The following is a 15518-nucleotide window of genomic DNA, read 5'->3' as shown; positions in this document are numbered from 1 at the left end:
GAGGGGCCTCATGGAGGCCTGGATCATCCTTTCGATTGCGGCGGCGGCGTTTCAGACGCTGCGCTTCATGCTGCAAAAACAGTTGAGCCTTGGCACGCTGAGCGCGGGCGGGGCCACTTTGGCACGTTTTGCCTATTCGACGCCTTTCGTGGTTGCCTTGGTCACAGGGTATATGCTGTTGCAGGGCGCGGGCTTGCCCCGGTTGAGTGGGCTTTTCTGGGCCTATGCCCTGAGCGGGGCCCTGGCGCAGGTCTTGGCGACGTGGTGCGTGGTGGCCCTGTTTGCCGCGCGATCCTTCGCGGTGGGCATCACCTTCAAGAAAACCGAGGTGATCCAAACGGCGCTGGTTGGTTTTGTCGTGCTGGGCGACCGGGTGAGCGCGCCTGCCATGGCGGCGATCGTGCTGGGGTTGGTCGGCGTTCTGATCCTGTCGGACAACGCGGGCTTGCCGGGGCTGAGCCTGCGACGGGTGGCCAATAAGGGCGCGGCCTTGGGTCTTTTGTCGGGCGCCTTGTTCGCCGTGTCGGCGGTGGGTTATCGCGGGGCGACCCTGGAAATCGAGAGCGCCGATGCCTTGTTGCGCGCGGGGGTGTCGGTGGCGGTGGTCAATACCACGCAGGCCATCGGCCTTGGCCTGTGGCTTGCGTGGCGCGAGGCGGGGCAGGTGCGCGCCGTGTGGCAAGCGCGGCGCGTGGCGGTCTGGATGGGGGTGATGAGCATGGGCGGCAGCCTGTGCTGGTTCACGGCGTTCACCTTGCAATCGGCGGCCTTGGTCTTTGCCGTCGGGCAGATCGAGGTGATCTTTTCAATCCTTGCCTCGGTTCTGGTGTTCCGCGAGAGGATCACGGGGCGCGAGGTGTGGGGGATGGGCCTTTTGACGGTGAGTATTCTTGTGCTCGTCTTGATTTGAGACTCGGCGCTTGAAGGCAGGTGGCCGAAATCTTGAAAAGATTTCGGTCCGATTTCTTTTGAAGAAATCGGTGCCTAGGCCAGAGGGCTTTGGCCGGCAAGGCGCAGAAAGAGGCTTTCTTCGTCGTCGTTGCGGAAGAATGGGACCGATGTGGGCGGTCCGACCTCGGCCGCGCGGGCGGTGATTTCGGCCAGCACGACCTCGGTGATGAAGGGCAGGTCGAATTCGCGTGCCTTTGCCAAGGGCACCCATTGCAGGTGGGAAAGTTCCTCGCAGGCGGCGGAGAAGTCATCGGGGTCGGAAGACAGTTCATCCGCATCCACGAGGAAGAACCGCGCATCGAACCTGCGGGGGCGGCCCGGTGGCGTGATGGCGCGGAAGACGAATTGCAAGGCATGGGCGCTGGGCAGGAAGCCGCGGGCGGCGAAGGTTTTCCAATCGTGCGGCACCTCGCCAGACCATTCGCCGGGTGTGCCCAGCAGAAGGCCGGTTTCTTCCCAAAGCTCGCGGATGGCCGCGGCGGCGAGCGCGTGCGACAGATCGCCCGTGCAATCCTCGGTCAGGCGTTGCGCGCACAGCGCGGGCAGGGGGCGGGCCAGCGGAATATATGCGTCGCCCGCATCCACGGCCCCGCCCGGGAAGACGAACTTGTTGGGCATGAAGGCGGCTTTCGAGCCGCGCTGACCCATCAGGACATGCGGATCGTTATGCCTGTCGCGCAGGGCAATCACCGTGGCGGCGTTGCGGATGGCGGTTTTATCGATGGTCTGGTCGCTGCTCATGTCAAATCCCTTGGCGCCGGTATGGCGCGGCGAAGGGACTCAGGTGACTTCGCCGAAGCCGTGCATCAGGCGCGCCCATTGGAAGCCCACGATCATCCCCTTCAATCTGGGCAGAAGGTATAGCGAGAGGGTGACGCAGCCAACCGCGAAAATGGTGAACAGCACCAGAGGCTCGGGCCGCCATGCCACAAAGACGATGTGGAGAAGTGGGGCCATGAGGTGCCCGACGATCAGGATGGTCAGGTAGGCCGGGCCGTCATCGGCGCGGGCGTGGCTGAGGTCTTCGCGGCAGACGGTGCAGCTGTCGCGCAGTTTGAGGTAGCCCTTGAGCAAAGGGCCGCTGCCGCAATTGGGACACTTGCGCCGAAATCCTTTCCAAACGGCGGGCCCGAGGGCGCGGTCTTCGCCGTGATGCGTCGTGCCTGACATGGTGTACCTCTTGCCTGATGATCGAGGTAAATTGGGGGAAGGGACGGAAGATTGAAAGGTGTCACCGCGTCCTTGCGGCGGGATGTCGCAAAGTATTTGCCGAAGGTCACGTCCCTGTGATCAAAAAACCAACAGGGATGCGACGGAACGGCCGCGACCCCACGTATCAAGTGGGTCAGCACGGCGCAGATGGGCGCTTGCCTGACACCGAGATGAAGGGCCCGCGGGATGCGTGCCCAGGAAACACGGAGAGAGCAGATGCAAAGCAAGACGATGATTCTGAGTGTCGTGGGCGCAGCCATGGTGGCAAGTGCTGGTTTCGCGGTGGCGCAGGGCAAAGGTGGCTACGGTAACCGCCCGTCTTTCGAAGAGGTCGACACCAACGGTGACGGCAAGATTACCCGCGACGAGATGCAGGCCCGCGCCGCGGCCCGGTTTGGCGAGGCCGACAGCGACGGTGACGGGGCGATCAGCCGTGAAGAAATGATGGCGCGGGCCATGGCCCGGGTCGAAGCCCGTGTCGATCGGAGGATGGACTGGATGGATGCCGATAACGATGGCAAGGTGACCCAGGCCGAGATGCAGCAGATGCGCGGCAAGCGTATGGGCCGCATGATCGAATGGATGGACAAGGATGGCGATGGCGCCCTGTCGAAGGACGAGTTTGGCAACGGTCGCCGTTGGGGCCATCATGGCATGATGGGTAAAGGCTGGGGCCGTATGAGCGACGACGACTAAGCGCCGCTCTTGGGACAGGGGTCATGCCGCTGGATGTGATGCAGGATGTAACCGACGAAGCCTTGTTGGTGCTTTTTGCCAACGGTGAGCCTGCGGCGGCACGGGCCCTGACCCTGCGTCTGACACCCAAGGCCTTTGGCCATGCGCTGCGCCTGTTGGGCAACGCGGCCGAGGCGGAGGATGTGGCGCAGGAGGCCTTGTTGCGGCTGTGGCGCATCGCGCCGGAGTGGCGGCAGGGCGAAGCGAAGGTGACCACCTGGCTTTACCGGGTGGTGGCCAACCTGTGTACCGACCGGCTGCGGCGGTCAGGGCGGGGCGTGGCCCTTGATGCGGTGCCCGAGCCCGAAGACGAGGCGTGCGGCCCTCTGGACAAGATGCAGGCCGAGGCACGGGTCGACGCCTTGCAAGAGGCGTTGGACGGGTTGCCCGACCGGCAGCGTCAGGCGGTAGTGTTGCGCCATATCGAGGGCTTGGCCAACCCCGAGATCGCCGATGTCATGGAAATCAGCGTGGAAGCGGTGGAAAGCCTGACCGCGCGGGGAAAACGGGCATTGAGCGCGGCCCTTGAAGGGCGGCGCGAGGAGTTGGGATATGCCGATGACGGATGATGACAGACAAGAGACCCGGTTGGAGGCGGCCTTCGAGGCGGCCCGCGCGGCCCGCCCCGAGCCGTCGGCGGAGCTGATGGCCCGGGTTCTGGCCGATGCCGAGGCCGCGCAGGCGGGGTTTGCCCCCGCACCCGCACCGCGCCCGCGGTCCGGGTATCTGCGGCAGTTCTTCGAGACCTTGGGCGGCTGGCCGGCCATGGCGGGCCTCACGGCGGCGGGGGTTGCCGGGATCTGGTTGGGCGTGAGCCCGGATGTGGGGCTGTCGGATGCATTGGCCAGTTATCTGGGCGCGGGCGACACGGCCTCTTATACGGTGGACGTCATGCCCGGGGCGGAACTGGGGCTGGCTTGGGATGAGGGGGCGTTGTGATGGGGGAACGCATGGAAAAGAAGGCCGGTATGCGCCCTTGGCTGAAGGTGGTGTTCGCGTTGTCCCTTGCCCTGAACCTGCTGGTGCTGGGGGTCGTCGGGGGGGTGGCCCTGCGGCACGGCGGGTTTGACGGGCGTCACCATCACATGGCGGGTGGGCCGATGACCCGCGCACTGAGCCAGGAGGACAAGCGCGTCGTGGCCCGCGAGATGCGGCGCAATTACCGAGAGCAAGGCCGTGACGGGCGTGCGGCCTATGGCGCGGCGATGCAGCAGCTTGTCGAGGGTCTTCGGGCCGAGCCTTTTGACCCTGCGCCGGTCGCCACGCAGATGGCGCGGATGCGCGAGATGTTGGGACGGCGCGTGGCGATTGGCCAGCAGGTTTTGCTTGAGCATCTGGCACAGATGGAGCCGGAGGCGCGGCATGCCTTTGCCGGGCGTCTGGAGGAGGCCATGAAACGCCGCTGGAAAGACCGGGAGTAATCGCTCAGGCGGCCGGGCGCGTTGCACAAAAGGATACGGTATCGCGCCCGCCCGCTTTGGCCCCGTAGAGCGCACGATCGGCCTGTGCAATCAGGGTTTCGGCATCCGGCAGGGGGTCGTGCGTGGGCAGGTGCACCGGAGAAACACCGATACTGAGCGTGACATGTGCCGGTGCTTTTTGCCCGGTCAGCGCGATCGGTGTGTCGCGCACGGTTTTACAAAGACGTCCGGCCACCTGTTTCGCGCGTTCCCGGGGGGTGTCGGGCAGCACGATCAGGAATTCTTCGCCGCCGATACGCGCGACAAGGTCATCGTCACGCAGGGTATCGCGCAGTAACCCGGCCACGCGCCGCAACACCTCGTCTCCGGCCGCATGTCCCAGCCTGTCATTGATTTTCTTGAAATGATCAAGGTCGGCCACCATCACCGCAAGGGGCCGGCCCGAGCCGGCAGATTCGGCTATGGTGCGTGTCATGTAGGGCAGGGCGTAGCGGCGGTTGTAAAGCCCGGTAAGGGAGTCAGTCACAGCCGCTTGCAGGCCCGTCTTGAGCTTGGCGCGTTGGCTGTCTTCCTGGTGTTTGCGTCGTATCTGGTTTTGCAGGCGAAGCGCGAGTTCGCCTGTTTCGGTCGCCCCGCACAGGATATCATGCGCGCCCATGTCGAGGACGGTACTGGCAAGCGGTATGGTTTCCGGGGGCAGCAGGACGAGAATGCGGCTGTTTTGAGTGGCCGTGTCTGCTTTGAGATCTGCGATCAGGCGCAGCCCTCGTTCGCAGTCTGCGGTCGCGATGCGTAGCACCACCACATCGGGTGGCGGTGCGAGATCCGACGCGACCTCGGGGGCATCGAAGGTCAGCAGGGTCATATCATGCTGGATGCGATGCATGAGATCGGCGCGCAATTTCATGGCGGCGGCCGCGGGGTGTGCGACGATGGCGATGCGCCCGGTTACTTGGAAGCTGGCGGGGGGCTCGGCAAAGCCGAGCGCATGGGCGGTTCCGGAATGCAGGTTGAGCGCCTGACTGGTGTGATGCTGACGTAAAAGGCTACGCAGGCGAGCCAGAAAGAACCGGTCATCCACGGGTTTCGTGAGAACGTCGCTTGCGCCCGCCCGCAGGGCATCGAGCCGAGCCTCGGCGTTGTCGTGGGCGAGGAGCAATACCACGGGTATGTCCCGTGTCCGCGCCGTGCCGCGGAGGGCCTGCACGATCTGCGCGGTATTGGCCCCGGTGAGGTCGGCGGAGGCCAGCACGAGATCGGGGGGATCCCGATCGAGGCATTTGCGCGCTTCGGACAGCGATGCAGCCTGGATGACGCCATAGCGCGCCCCCGACAGTTTGACCTTGAGGACAATCCTGTTGGTGGCGAGTTCATCGACGATCAATACGTTCCGGGGCATACGCACATGCCTTTCCGACTTGCTCTTTCGAATGGGACGACTATCCATTGCATTGGTTAAGAAATCCTTTCCGGGAGCGTAACACTCTTGAATATCACGCGAGAAACCGCCGAGACTGTGGCGCTGCAATGTCTGGCTTGGTTGGCCGGGAACGAGGACTTGCTGCCGGTCTTCATGGGGGCCACGGGGGTGTCCGAGTCCGAGCTGCGCGAGCAGGCGCAAGACCCTGTTTTCCTTGGCTCTGTCCTTGATTTCCTGTTGATGGACGATGCCTGGATCATCGCCTGTTGCGAGGCGCAGGGGCTTGATCCGCAACTGCCGATGCAGGCCCGCGCGGCGCTGCCGGGCGGTGAGCAGGTGAACTGGACATGATGAACGTCGCGTCAAGAAAGGTTGATGGCATCCTGTTCGACAAGGATGGCACCCTGTTCGATTTCCACGCCACATGGAATGTCTGGGCCGCCGAGACGATCCGCGAGCTGGCAGGTGGCGAGGCACAGGTCATGACGCGGATCGCCGCGGCCATCGACTTCGATCTTGCGGCGGCCCGTTTTCGCCCGACCAGCCCGGTCATTGCGGGAACCAATCGCGAGGCCGCCGAATGCGTGGCCAGTGCCCTGCCGGGGCGCAGCACCGATGAGATCGAGCGGTTCCTGATGATCACCTCGGCCAACGCCCCCCTTGCCCCTGCCGTGCCTTTGGCGCCCTATCTGGCCGATCTGGCCGCGCGGGGGCTGGCCCTTGGCGTGATGACCAACGACAGCGAATATGGCGCGCGCAGCCATCTGGAAAACACCGGCATCGCGGCAAAGTTCGATTTCATCGCCGGGTTCGATTCAGGCCATGGCGCCAAACCTGCGCCCGGCCCGCTGCTGGCTTTTGCGCGGCAGATGGGCCTTGCGCCCGGGCGGGTGGTCATGGTGGGCGACAGCACCCATGACCTGATCGCCGGGCGGCGGGCGGGGATGCAGACGCTTGGCGTGCTGACCGGCATGGCGGAAGAGGCGGAGCTTGCGCCGCTTGCGGATGCGGTTTTGCCCGATATTGGCCATATCCCCGCATGGTTGGACCCATGAGGCAGCATCCACTTTATGGTGTGGCCCTGGCGGGGATCGGGACACTGGTTCTGACGCCGGATTCCCTGTTCATGCGGTTGTCCGGGATGGACGGTTTCCAGATGACCGCGTGGCGCGGGTTGCTGATGGGCTGTGTCATGGTGGGGCTCTGGGCCATCCTGAGCCGGGACCGTGGCGGTGAGTTGCGGCATATGTTCACCCGCGCGGGGGGCGTGATCGTCCTGTGCCAGTTTTTCAACTCGCTGCTGTTTTGCCTTGGCATCGCCATCGCGCCGGTGGCGGTTGTCCTGTTCGGACTGGCCACGGTGCCTGTCTGGGCGGCGCTTCTGGCATGGATTTTGCTGGGCGAGGCGACGCGGTTTGCCACGTGGATCACCATTGCGGCGGTCATGACCGGGATCGGGATTGCCGTTCTGGGCGGCGAAGGAGAGGGCGTGGAACTAAATCTTGCGGCCCTTGCCGGGGCGGGGTTCGGCCTTGGGGTGGCCTTTGTTCTGGCGTTGAATTTCGTGGTCATCCGCTCGGCCCGGCAACTACCTATCATGCTGGTGATCGGGGTGGGGGCCTTTCTGGCAGGGTGTTTCGGGCTGGTCGTCACCGGGGTTGACCGGATGGGCGATGGCCATGTCTGGGCCATGGCGACCACGGGCATGATCGTGTTGCCGGTGTCGTTTTTCCTGCTCTCGCTGGCCTCGCGCCACACCCATGCCTCCAACGTGAGCCTTTTGATGCTACTCGAAACCGTGCTGGGTCCGCTTTGGGTGTGGCTGGGCGTGGGCGAGGCCCCGACACCGATGATGGTTCTGGGGGGCGGGATCGTGGTGGTGAGCCTTGCTGGCTACATCCTTTGGACAGGACGAACGCGCCGCGGCATCGCTTCGGCCGGGTAGGATTTCAAAAGCGACAAGATCGGTCGCAAAGTGGCAAACCCTTTGGCGAATCCAGTGTTTCCTAGGTGCAAGACGCATCAGGAGGTTCGTATCCCATGGCAGCAGAGGCGAAACGCAGACGACGCGGCGGGGGCCGCGCAGGCAATGCCGAACGGCGCGGCACGGCGGCGATCGAACAGATGCCATGGAGCCCGCCCGTTAATATCGACAGGCCGGTGGAACCTCTCACCGAAGAGGGCGTGCAGGCCATCCATGACGGGGCGATGCGCATTCTCGAAGAGATCGGCATCGAGTTCCTGAACCCCGAAGCGATTGAGATTCTGCGGGGTTCGGGGGGCTGTACGATTGACGGTGAAAACGTCCGCATGGGGCGCGATTTCGTCATGGAGATGATCGGCAAGGCCCCCGAGCAATGGACGATCACCCCGCGCAACCCCGCGCGGGAAATCACCATGGGCGGGCCGCATTTCAACTTCGGCAATGTCTCGTCCCCGCCCAGCTATTGGGACCTGACCACGGGCCGCAAGGTGACGGGCAACCGCGAGATGTGCCGCAACCTGTTGAAATTAAGCCAGTATTTCAACTGTATCCACTTCGTCGGCGGCTACCCGGTGGAGCCGCAGGACATCCACGCCAGCGTGCGGCACCTGGATGTGCTCTATGACAAGCTGACCCTGACCGACAAGGTTTCGCACGCCTATTGCCTCGGCAAGGAGCGGGTCGAGGACGTGATGGAAATGGTGCGGATCGCGGGCGGTTTGACCCACGAGGAGTTCGAAGCGAAACCGCATATGTTCACCAACATCAACTCCACCTCGCCACTGAAGCACGACTATCCGATGCTGGATGGGTGGATTAGAATTGCCCGGCGAAATCAAGCACTTATTGTCACGCCTTTCACCCTTGCCGGGGCCATGGCGCCGGTGACGATGGCCGGGGCGGTGTCGCAATCGCTGGCCGAGGCGCTCTGTGCCGTGGTGCTGGCGCAGGTGATCCGGCCCGGGGCCTGTTGTGCCATCGGGACGTTTACCAGCAACGTCGATATGAAATCGGGCGCGCCGGCCTTCGGAACGCCGGAATACATGCGCGCCACGCAGATGACCGGACAGTTGGCGCGGTTCTACAAGCTGCCGATGCGGGCCTCGGGCGTTTGCGCGGCAAATGTGCCGGACGGGCAGGCGATGTGGGAAACCTCGAACAGCCTGTGGTCGGCGGTGCAGGCGCGGGCCAACATGATCTACCATGCCGCCGGGTGGCTGGAGGGCGGGCTGATCGCCAGCCCGGAAAAGTTCGTGATGGATTGCGAAATTTTGCAGCATATTCAACGGTATATGGATCCGATGATCACCGCCACGACCCCCGATGACATCGCCATCGAGGCCATTCGCGAAGTAGGCGACCAAGGGCATTTCTTTGGCATCCAGCACACGCAGGACCGCTATACTACAGCCTTCTATCAGCCCTTCCTGAGCGACTGGCGCAATTACGAGGCATGGGAAGCGGCGGGCGGCATCTGGACCGCCGAGCGCGCGCATCAGACCTATCGCGACATTCTTGCCAACTATGAAGAACCGCCGATGGAGCCCGCGATCCGCGAGGAACTGGCCGCTTTCGTGGAGCGGCGCAAGGCGGAGGGCGGCGCGCCAACGGACTTCTGATGCGAATCTGATCTAAGTCCTTGGGTTAACGGAAAAAATACCGATCTGTAGCGCGTCGGTATGACGTCGGTATCGCGTCGGTATTTTTTACCGCACCCCGGCGGATTAACAGGCCGCGCGGTGAGTTTCGTACGAAACGTACGGGAGTTTCGTACGGTTTAATTTTTGGGGGGAATGGCAGGAGTCATCCCCCAAACTCGACATTTGAACGGCGCTGAGGATGAGGTGAGGTGCCTACGTAAGGGCTAGGAACGCAGCCATTCGCTGTTCGATGCATGACCGGCAGCAACATAAGTGGCAGTCTGAATAGATGCGAATTAATCCTCACTCAGATGTCGTCTAGGGACCGAACAGGAAATCTTTATTTTTTGACAACTTCATTCGCCAGCCAGAAATGCTTCGAAGGCATTCAATGTGCGGCGTGAGACGTGGTGTTCGATCCCCTCTGCATCCGCTTCGGCCGTATCCCGGGGCACCCCGACAGCAACGAGGAGGTCGACCACCGTCCGATGGCGCGCGCGCACCCAGTTTGCCAGCTCTTCGCCCTGCTCTGTGAGGAAGACTCCGCGATACGGGCGTGAGGTCGCCAGCCCCTCCCGCTTCAGCCGGGCCACCGCCTTGGTGGCGGTGGGGTGGGCCACCCCCATGCGCTCTGCGATGTCGGCCACCCGCGCCTCGCCATGCAATGCGATCAGGTCGCCGATCATCTCGACGTAATCCTCAAGGATGGCCATCGACTGCTTTTCCCGGGCACGGGCGAAACGACCGGCTTGTTCCGACGGCGAAGTCTCTGCCGGGGGGATGTTCTGCTCGGTCATCACGGTCTGGCCTCAGTCATGGGGTGTAACTGGCGATGTACCATTTTGAAGGAAGGGAAATCAATAAAGCCTTGGCTTGATTTAACAGCAGACCGAGGCGCCTTTGATTTTCCTGCCTGGCCTGAAAAAATTTTCCAATTGCAGAAAATAAAGCCATGGCTATATTTCGCACCTAAGGCACAATGGGGTGATCTGATGATCAATACGGAACGAACCCGCCAGAACATGAGCGCCGTTCTCTCGGGAGAACGACGGGGATTTGGCAGCAAGTTTCTTTTTGTGGGACCTGCGGTGATCGCCTCGATCGCTTATGTCGACCCGGGCAACTACGCGACCAACATCCAGGCGGGCGCCGGTTACGGATACCTGCTGCTCTGGGTGGTTCTGCTGGCCAACCTGATTGCGATGCTGTTCCAGTCGCTGTCGGCGCGACTGGGGATCGTAACTGGTAAGAATCTTGCAGAAATTTCGCGTGACAATTTTCCACGGCATGTCGTCTGTGCGATGTGGGCGGTCAGCGAGATCGCCGCGATGGCCACGGATCTTGCCGAATTCCTCGGCGGTGCAATCGGTCTGGCGCTCTTGTTCAACATGCCTCTGGTCTGGGGCATGGTGGTGACCGCCATCGTCACCTACGGCATCCTCATCTTTGAGCGCCAGGGGTTCCGGCCGATGGAGCTGATCATCGGGGCGATGGTTGCGATCATTTCTCTTTGCTATCTGATTGAGATTTTCATTGCGCCGGTCGATTGGGGCTCTGCTGCCGTCGGACTGGTGACCCCCAACCTTCCAGACGCGACCGCGTTGACCATTGCGGTCGGGATCATTGGTGCCACGGTGATGCCCCATGCGGTCTATCTGCACTCGGGCCTGACGCAAAACCGTGCCCTGATCCGCCACGACGAAGACCGGCGCAAAGTGTTGCGGTTCTCGAACATCGAGGTGGTGGTCGCGCTTGCCATTGCGGGAATGGTCAATATGGCGATGGTGATGATGGCGGCCTCGGCTTTTCATCAGGGCTACAGTGACGTGGCCGAGATCGAAACAGCCTATCACACGCTGACGCCGCTTCTGGGGTCGGCGGCGGCGGCTGTCTTCCTGGTGTCCCTGATCACCTCGGGCGTCTCTTCCTCGGTGGTGGGCACGATGGCCGGACAGATGATCATGCAGGGCTTCCTGCATATTTACGTGCCAATCTGGATCCGACGTCTGGTGACAATGGCGCCTGCTTTCGCGGTGGTCGCCCTCGGCTACAACGCCACCGATGCGCTGGTGATGAGCCAAGTAGTGCTATCGATTGCCCTGCCAGTTCCTATGATTGCATTGGTCATCTTCACCTCACGGCGCAATATCATGGGCGCTTTCACGATCAGACCGGCCATGCGGGGGCTGGCGATCCTCGGAGCAACGGCCGTATTGTCGCTGAATTTTGTTCTACTCGCACAAACCTTTGGTGTGCCAATCCCGTTCTTAGTCAACTGAGCTGCGGGGATGCAAAAATATCCTCTCAGCCTGCCGTAAAGTTTTGGAACGACAAGAGCGCATTGGAAAGGCAACTGAATTTTGGTGGCGTGCTTCTGGTCATACCCTGCGCCTGTCATGACTGTCGGCAAAGAGACGGTTGGGCGCTTTTTTGCATGACCGGGCGTGGCGGAGTGTGCAAAGCCCGCTCCCTGCGCATAACCGACATTCATCCCCTCGCCGCGCTTCAAGGCGGGCCGCGTCTGTCTCGTGTGTCTCGTGTCCGGAGGGGGCAAGCCCATACTGTCCTCTTTATTTCCGATCCGGGTAGCGCTATGCGACGAGCACGGTCGATGAGTATGGGCGGGACGGTATGAAATACAGGCGTGAAGTAGATGGGCTGAGGGCTATTGCCGTCGTGCCAGTTATCCTGTTTCACGCAGGCTTCACCGCCTTTGGCGGTGGCTATATCGGGGTGGATGTGTTCTTTGTCATCTCCGGCTATCTGATAACGACCATCCTGATTACAGATCGCGAGGCTGGCAGATACAGCCTTTGGCGATTTTACGAACGCCGCGCACGGCGTATCCTGCCGGCCCTTTTCGTCGTTCTGGCCTGTACGATCCCGTTTGCCTGGCTGTGGATTCCGCCCGTCGCCCTTGAAGATTATGCCCGCAGTCTCGCCTTCTCGGTCATGTTCATCTCGAACCTGCATTTCATCGAACATTCGGGCTATTTTGACGTTCAGTCCGAACTGCGCCCGCTGCTGCACACCTGGAGCCTGGCGGTCGAAGAACAGTATTATATCGTGTTTCCCGCATTCTTGTGGGCCTTGGGGCGTTTCGTGCGCGCCCGGCACATAGCGGCCTTTATCGCCGTCGCGGCGGGGTCCTTGGCGCTTGCGGTCTGGGGGGCGTCTCAGTTTCCGGCGGAGAATTTCTTTTTCACGCCGTCGCGCCTTTGGGAGTTGTTGGCGGGGTCGATCTGCGCGGCTTTGCTGTTGAACCGAGCCCAGATGCGCCATGAAGGGCTTGCCGCGCTTGGACTGGTCCTTATTCTTGGCAGCGTGCTGTGGTTAAGGCCCGGCGATCCTTCGCCATCACTGTACACGACTGCCCCGGTTCTGGGGGCGATGTTTGTCATCCTTTTTGCTTCAGGCGACACGATGACCGGGCGGCTTCTTTCGGCACCCCCGTTGGTCGCCATCGGCCTGATCAGTTATTCGTTATATCTTTGGCATCAACCGGTCTTTGCGCTGTCGCGTATCCGCGGGTGGGAGGAGGCCTTGCCGGGGATGATCTGGCTGTTGATCGCGCTTTCCATGGTGTTGGCGACAATCACATGGGCCTTGATTGAACGCCCCTTCCGGACGCGTGTCTGGTTGCGGGAGCGCAAGGCGGTGTTTGGCGCAAGCCTTGGCGGAAGCGTCATGCTTGGTGCCATTGGGTTCAGCCTTGTGGCCTGGGAGGGTGTGCCACAGCGGCTTGAGGGCAAAGACCAGCAAGCGTTTCACAAGCTGATCACAGCCGACAGGGCGGTGAATCTGTCAGGAATGTGTGCCGATGGGCCACGCCCGGTGTCCGACAAGCTTTGCAGGGCCTATGGGCCCGAGACGGCGGCCTCGACGATTGCGGTTCTGGGTGACAGTCACGCCGCCGCTATCCTGCCGGCCTTTGAGCAAATCACGGAAGGGCGTTCGCTGCGCGTTATGCAGGGCATCCACCCGGCCTGCCCGCCGTTGCTGGGTGTTTATCTCGTGAAAGGGGGCGCCGCGTCGCGAAAATGCCATGACCTTGTTAAGGGATTTGCGGCCGATACCGTCGCGCAGGGGGTCGATACGGTCTTCATCGCCGCGCGCTGGAGTCTCTATGTCAAGGGCGATCTCACACGCAAATCTGACCCTTTTCTGCTATCGATCGATCCCGCTATGCCTCGCATGAGCGACGCCGATTATTTTGCCAGCTTCAAGGCGGGCCTGATCAACACGATCACCTATTTCGAGGAGGCCGGCCTGCGGGTTGTCTTAATGGACCAGGTCCCACAGCAAGTGCGGCTTCCCGAAACCGTGATTGCTCAAGCGATCCTCAGGGGCCTTTCCAAGGACGATATTCAGGTCGAAATTACCAATAGTTTTATAACGATCGAAAAGCATGAAGCCCTCGTCCGCGTGTCGCGAGATATTCTCATGGAGGTTGCCCGCGCACTGGGCGCCGAGGTTATGTCGGTCAACGCATTCTTTGAACGCGATGGGCGGTATGCTTGGATGATCGACGATAAACTGCTTTATTTCGATGCCGACCATATATCTCCCGCAGCGGCGCGTGCATTGTCTCCAAGACTCGAGAAGGTCCTACAAGTCGATTGAAGCAGAGCGACGAACATCACGTGACGTGACGAGGTGACGTCGGGCCGGAAATAGCCATGCGATTTGGCAATCACCAACGGCAACTCTCGGCTTTGTTGTGCGAATTGCCGCCCTCGGCTTACTTCAGCTCGCCAGCTTGTTGCCCAGACGGCCCAGCATGTCGACGCATTGTTGAAGCTGGTCGATAGAGACATATTCGTCGGGTTTATGGGCTTGATCGATGGAGCCGGGGCCGCAGACCACTGCCGACATGCCGTAGCTTTGGAAAATCCCTGCTTCGGTGCCGAAGGGCACCACATCGGCCCGGTTCGCGCCGGTGAGTTCCATCAGGATGTCCTTTGCCTCGTTCAAATCCGCGGGCTCCAAGCCTTCGACTTCACCAATGACCTCGGTGGTGATCTCGGCCTCGGGGCAGATGGCGCGCATGGCGGGGAGCAAGGTTTCCTCGCAATAGCGGCGCAGGTCGTCCTTGACGAATTGGGCGTCTGCGGCCTGTACGGGGCGCATTTCCCATTCCAGCGTGGCGTTGGAGGCGATGACGTTATGGGCCACACCACCCTTCAGGCTGCCGGTGTTGATCGTGGTCCAGGGCGGGTCGAAACGGCTACCGGAGGGGGCACGGGCGCGAAGCTCATCCTTGAGTTCCAGAAGGCGATTGACGTACCGAACCGCATATTCCACCGCGTTCACCCCGCGATCCGGGGCCGAGCCGTGGCCCGCCATGCCGCAGAAATGTGTAGTGTATTCATAACATCCCTTATGCCCTTCGATGATGCGCATCGAGGTGGGTTCGCCGATGATGGCGACGCCGGGGCGGATCCCCTTGCGCTTGAGGCTGTCGACAAGCGCCTGTGCGCCGAAACAGCCGACCTCCTCGTCATAGGTGAAGGCAAAGTGAATGGGCCGGTCCTTCACTTGATCGGCGAAATAGGGCGCCATGGCGGTTGCGGCGGCAATGAAGCCTTTCATGTCGCAGCTGCCGCGCCCGTAGAGACGGCCTTCGTGTTCGATCATCTCGAAGGGATAGCTGACCCAATCCTGTTCGGCCACGGGGACCACATCGGAATGACCCGACAGCACGATCCCGCCATCGGTTTCCGGGCCAATGGTGGCAAAGAGGTTGGCCTTGTGGCCGATTTCATCATGAAAGATATCGACGGTCGCACCCGCACTTTCCAGTTGGTGGGCCAGATAGGCAATCATGTCGAGATTGCTGAGCTCGGAAACAGTTGGAAATGCGATCAGCTCCCCCAGAAGGGCAACAGTATCGGATAGCTGTGTCGTCACGGCGCGATCGTCCTTTGATTTTCGGGGTTTGAGTGACCTTGTGGGGTCGGGTGCGCCCCGTCAAGCGCGAAGTAGGTCTTGTCGCGTTACAACCTCGTTTCTGGTTTGAGTGGCTGTTTGAAACCGACATTCGGGGTCGTTTTTGGGCAGTTGGCGAGTGGGCGGCTAAAGGCCATGTTGCAGAAAAGACTCAGAATTCACCTGTGCTTGTGGCGATATTCACGTCAGACGCGAATTCGATGCTT

At 61.7% G+C, this 15518-nt stretch carries 16 protein-coding genes; 11 read left to right on the top strand and 5 right to left on the bottom strand.

Translation table 11 applies throughout. The features are described 5' to 3' along the window. Positions 1 to 10: 10 nt before the first annotated feature. The gene (locus FDP25_RS04120; RefSeq protein WP_154149205.1) at positions 11 to 910 is read left to right on the top strand and encodes a DMT family transporter; all 900 of its coding nucleotides are present in this window, start codon (positions 11 to 13) and stop codon (positions 908 to 910) included. Between the two features lie 74 nt (positions 911 to 984). Here the strand turns inward: FDP25_RS04120 and FDP25_RS04115 are convergent, their stop codons facing one another. Together FDP25_RS04115 and FDP25_RS04110 are read right to left on the bottom strand one after the other, a co-directional pair. Next, positions 985 to 1692 (bottom strand): NUDIX hydrolase, encoded by a 708-nt coding sequence (locus FDP25_RS04115; RefSeq protein ID WP_154149203.1) that lies wholly within the window; start codon positions 1690 to 1692, stop codon positions 985 to 987. A 39-nt stretch (positions 1693 to 1731) separates the two neighbouring features. Continuing rightward, positions 1732 to 2121, bottom strand: coding sequence for a DUF983 domain-containing protein (locus FDP25_RS04110; protein ID WP_154149201.1), 390 nt, complete (start codon positions 2119 to 2121; stop codon positions 1732 to 1734). Between the two features lie 258 nt (positions 2122 to 2379). On the opposite strand from FDP25_RS04110, the gene FDP25_RS04105 reads away from it, so the two are divergent. The 4 genes from FDP25_RS04105 to FDP25_RS04090 are packed head-to-tail and all read left to right on the top strand — an operon-like array spanning position 2380 to position 4319. Next, positions 2380 to 2859 carry an EF-hand domain-containing protein gene (locus FDP25_RS04105; RefSeq protein ID WP_154149199.1) on the top strand — a complete coding sequence of 160 codons (480 nt, stop codon included), beginning with the start codon at positions 2380 to 2382 and terminating at the stop codon, positions 2857 to 2859. 23 nt (positions 2860 to 2882) lie between these two features. After that, positions 2883 to 3467 carry an RNA polymerase sigma factor gene (locus FDP25_RS04100; RefSeq protein ID WP_154149197.1) on the top strand — a complete coding sequence of 195 codons (585 nt, stop codon included), beginning with the start codon at positions 2883 to 2885 and terminating at the stop codon, positions 3465 to 3467. Further along, the gene (locus FDP25_RS04095) at positions 3451 to 3837 is read left to right on the top strand and encodes a hypothetical protein (RefSeq protein ID WP_246175755.1); all 387 of its coding nucleotides are present in this window, start codon (positions 3451 to 3453) and stop codon (positions 3835 to 3837) included. Before FDP25_RS04100 ends, FDP25_RS04095 begins: the two co-directional genes overlap by 17 nt. Positions 3838 to 3848: 11 nt before the next feature. Further along, complete coding sequence (locus FDP25_RS04090; protein WP_172982743.1) at positions 3849 to 4319, top strand: periplasmic heavy metal sensor; 471 nt, start codon at positions 3849 to 3851, stop codon at positions 4317 to 4319. Between the two features lie 4 nt (positions 4320 to 4323). Here FDP25_RS04090 and FDP25_RS04085 read toward each other — a convergent pair whose 3' ends face one another. Then, positions 4324 to 5718 carry a diguanylate cyclase domain-containing protein gene (locus FDP25_RS04085; RefSeq protein WP_172982742.1) on the bottom strand — a complete coding sequence of 465 codons (1395 nt, stop codon included), beginning with the start codon at positions 5716 to 5718 and terminating at the stop codon, positions 4324 to 4326. An 87-nt stretch (positions 5719 to 5805) separates the two neighbouring features. Here FDP25_RS04085 and FDP25_RS04080 point away from each other — a divergent pair, with 87 nt between their 5' ends. The 4 genes from FDP25_RS04080 (at position 5806) to FDP25_RS04065 (ending at position 9342) form a co-directional block, all read left to right on the top strand. Next, positions 5806 to 6090, top strand: coding sequence for a DUF3572 domain-containing protein (locus FDP25_RS04080; protein ID WP_154149191.1), 285 nt, complete (start codon positions 5806 to 5808; stop codon positions 6088 to 6090). Then, complete coding sequence (locus tag FDP25_RS04075; protein ID WP_246175754.1) at positions 6087 to 6794, top strand: HAD family hydrolase; 708 nt, start codon at positions 6087 to 6089, stop codon at positions 6792 to 6794. Before FDP25_RS04080 ends, FDP25_RS04075 begins: the two co-directional genes overlap by 4 nt. Then, on the top strand, positions 6791 to 7684 hold the full coding sequence (locus FDP25_RS04070; RefSeq protein ID WP_154149189.1) for a DMT family transporter: 894 nt from the start codon (positions 6791 to 6793) through the stop codon (positions 7682 to 7684). Before FDP25_RS04075 ends, FDP25_RS04070 begins: the two co-directional genes overlap by 4 nt. A 95-nt stretch (positions 7685 to 7779) precedes the next feature. Next, positions 7780 to 9342 carry a trimethylamine methyltransferase family protein gene (locus FDP25_RS04065; RefSeq protein ID WP_154149187.1) on the top strand — a complete coding sequence of 521 codons (1563 nt, stop codon included), beginning with the start codon at positions 7780 to 7782 and terminating at the stop codon, positions 9340 to 9342. A gap of 377 nt (positions 9343 to 9719) precedes the next feature. On the opposite strand, the gene mntR is transcribed toward FDP25_RS04065, so the two are convergent. Continuing rightward, positions 9720 to 10160 carry a manganese-binding transcriptional regulator MntR gene (gene mntR, locus FDP25_RS04060; protein ID WP_154149185.1) on the bottom strand — a complete coding sequence of 147 codons (441 nt, stop codon included), beginning with the start codon at positions 10158 to 10160 and terminating at the stop codon, positions 9720 to 9722. Between the two features lie 195 nt (positions 10161 to 10355). On the opposite strand from mntR, the gene FDP25_RS04055 reads away from it, so the two are divergent. Together FDP25_RS04055 and FDP25_RS04050 are read left to right on the top strand one after the other, a co-directional pair. Further along, positions 10356 to 11642 (top strand): Nramp family divalent metal transporter, encoded by a 1287-nt coding sequence (locus FDP25_RS04055; RefSeq protein ID WP_154153081.1) that lies wholly within the window; start codon positions 10356 to 10358, stop codon positions 11640 to 11642. Between the two features lie 352 nt (positions 11643 to 11994). Then, entirely contained in the window at positions 11995 to 13986 is a 1992-nt protein-coding gene (locus FDP25_RS04050; protein WP_154149183.1) for an acyltransferase family protein, read from the top strand. A 123-nt stretch (positions 13987 to 14109) separates the two neighbouring features. Here the strand turns inward: FDP25_RS04050 and argE are convergent, their stop codons facing one another. Further along, positions 14110 to 15273: an acetylornithine deacetylase gene (gene argE, locus FDP25_RS04045; RefSeq protein WP_343031954.1), complete on the bottom strand. Its 1164-nt coding sequence runs from the start codon at positions 15271 to 15273 to the stop codon at positions 14110 to 14112. Positions 15274 to 15518: the final 245 nt, after the last annotated feature.

This window comes from Roseovarius bejariae (assembly GCF_009669325.1).
Classification (GTDB): Bacteria; Pseudomonadota; Alphaproteobacteria; order Rhodobacterales; family Rhodobacteraceae; genus Roseovarius; species Roseovarius bejariae.
Note: the sequence above shows the minus strand (reverse complement) of the source record. Positions and strands in the feature narration are given on the sequence as shown.